The 2,167-nt window shown below is 67.9% G+C and carries 2 protein-coding genes and 1 pseudogene; all 3 read left to right on the forward strand.

Going from position 1 to position 2,167, the window contains the following annotated elements; all coding sequences use genetic code 11:
* A pseudogene (locus V6M42_RS00115) lies at positions 1-229 on the forward strand (MFS transporter); the annotation flags it as partial.
* On the forward strand, positions 222-665 hold the full coding sequence (locus tag V6M42_RS00120) for an MAPEG family protein (protein WP_332676321.1): 444 nt from the start codon (positions 222-224) through the stop codon (positions 663-665). The pseudogene V6M42_RS00115 and the gene V6M42_RS00120, both read left to right, overlap by 8 nt.
* 16 nt (positions 666-681) lie before the next feature.
* Positions 682-2,167 (forward strand): acetate--CoA ligase (gene acs, locus V6M42_RS00125; RefSeq protein WP_332676323.1); only part of this gene is annotated, 1,486 nt, incomplete at its 3' end.

Genomic DNA, 2,167 nt, shown 5'->3' on the forward strand with positions numbered 1-2,167 from the left:
GCTGGTGGAAATGTTCCCGACCAACATCCGCTACACCTCCATGTCCCTGCCCTATCACATCGGCAACGGCTGGTTCGGCGGCTTCCTGCCGACCACGGCCTTCGCCATGGTCGCGGCCACGGGTAATATCTACTACGGCCTCTGGTATCCGGTGGTGGTGGCGCTGGTCACGGTGGTGGTCGGCTTCCTGTTCATCAAGGACCGGAAGGACGTCGACCTGCATGAGTGAGGTCTCCCTCATGCCGCCCGCGGCGATGCATCTGCTGCTGCCGCTGTTCCTGCATTTCGGACTGGTCGTCTGCCTCTACGCCGGCCTGACCTGGGCGCGGCTGGTGGTCGTGCGGCGCGGCGAGGCGGCGACGAACGACTTCGCCCGTGCGGACGGCGACCCGCCCCTGTCCGCCCGCCTCCAGCGCAACCTGGCCAACCAGTTCGAGGCGCCGGTCTTCGCCTGGATCGCGGCCATCCTGCTGATCCTGACGGCCGATGTTACCGTGTGGGACGTCGCCGCCGCCTGGGTCTTCCTGGTCGGTCGCCTGCTGCACACCGCCGTCCAGTGCGGCGGCGACGATGGCGCCTTGCGCGGCCGGGTGTTCACGATCAATTTTCTGGGCATCCTCTGGCTGATGGCCCACGCCTTCCTGTCCGTCAGCGGCGTCCTCTGAGAGCACGAACAAGCGCATGTCCGACCCCGAGGTCTATCCCGTCCCGTCCGAGTGGTCGCAGCGCGCACGCATGAACCACGCGTCCTGGGAAGCGGCCCGCACAGCGGCGCGCGAGACGCCGGAGGCCTTCTGGAGCGAACAGGCGCGCCGGCTGGACTGGATGGCGCCGCCGACCCTCATCAAGGATGTGTCGTTCGACAGGGCCGACTTCCGCATCCGCTGGTTCGAGGACGGGGTTCTCAACGTCGCCTGGAATTGTCTCGACCGGCATCTGGCCGAACGCGGCGATCAGACGGCCATCATCTGGGAGGGCGACGAACCGGCGCAGTCCGGCAAGCTCAGCTACCGCGAACTGCACGCCGAAGTCTGCCGCATGGCCAATGTGCTGAAGGGCCTGGGGGTCGTTAAGGGCGACCGCGTCACCCTCTATATGCCGATGATCCCTGCGGCGGCGGTTGCGATGCTGGCCTGCGCCCGCCTCGGCGCGGTCCATTCGGTGGTCTTCGGCGGGTTTTCCCCCGACAGCCTGGCGGGCCGGATCGAGGACTGCGGATCGAAGGTTGTCATCACCGCCGACGAAGGCCTGCGGGGCGGGAAGCGGGTGCCGCTGAAGGCCAATGTCGACGCCGCGCTTCAGAAGCCGGGAGCGGGCATCGTCGAGAAGGTGCTGATCGTTTCCCACACCAACGCCGCCATTCCGATCGTGGCCGGCCGCGACGTGCGCTACGGCGAGGCCAAGCACGGCGTCTCCGACGACTGCCCCTGCGAGCCGATGAATGCGGAGGACCCGCTGTTCATCCTCTACACCTCGGGCTCGACCGGTAAGCCCAAGGGCGTGCTGCACACCACCGGCGGCTATCTGTTCTGGGCGGCGTGGACCCACGAGCTGGTGTTCGACTACCGCCCCGGCGAGGTCTTCTGGTGCACCGCCGACGTGGGCTGGGTCACCGGCCACAGCTATTGCGTCTACGGCCCGCTGGCCAACGCCGCGACGACGCTGATGTTCGAGGGCGTGCCCAACTATCCGGATCACCGCCGCTTCTGGCAGGTGGTCGACAAGCACCAGGTCGAGATCTTCTACACCGCCCCCACCGCGCTGCGGGCCCTGATGCGCGAGGGCGACGGGCCGGTGAAGGCGACGTCGCGGAAATCCCTGCGCCTGCTCGGCAGCGTCGGAGAGCCCATCAACCCCGAAGCCTGGCGCTGGTATCACGAGGTCGTCGGCGAAGGCCGCTGCCCGATCGTGGACACCTGGTGGCAGACCGAGACCGGCGGCATTCTCGTCTCCCCCCTGCCCGGCGCCACGGACCTGAAGCCCGGATCGGCGACGAAGCCGCTGCCCGGCGTCGAGCTGCAACTGGTCGACGCCGACGGCGTGGTGCTGGAGGGCGCGACCTCGGGCAATCTGTGCATCACCGACAGCTGGCCGGGCCAGATGCGCACCGTCTGGGGCGACCACCAACGGTTCTTCGACACCTATTTCAGCGCCTATCCCGGCAAGT

This window comes from Brevundimonas sp. (assembly GCF_036677305.1).
Taxonomy (GTDB): domain Bacteria; phylum Pseudomonadota; class Alphaproteobacteria; order Caulobacterales; family Caulobacteraceae; genus Brevundimonas.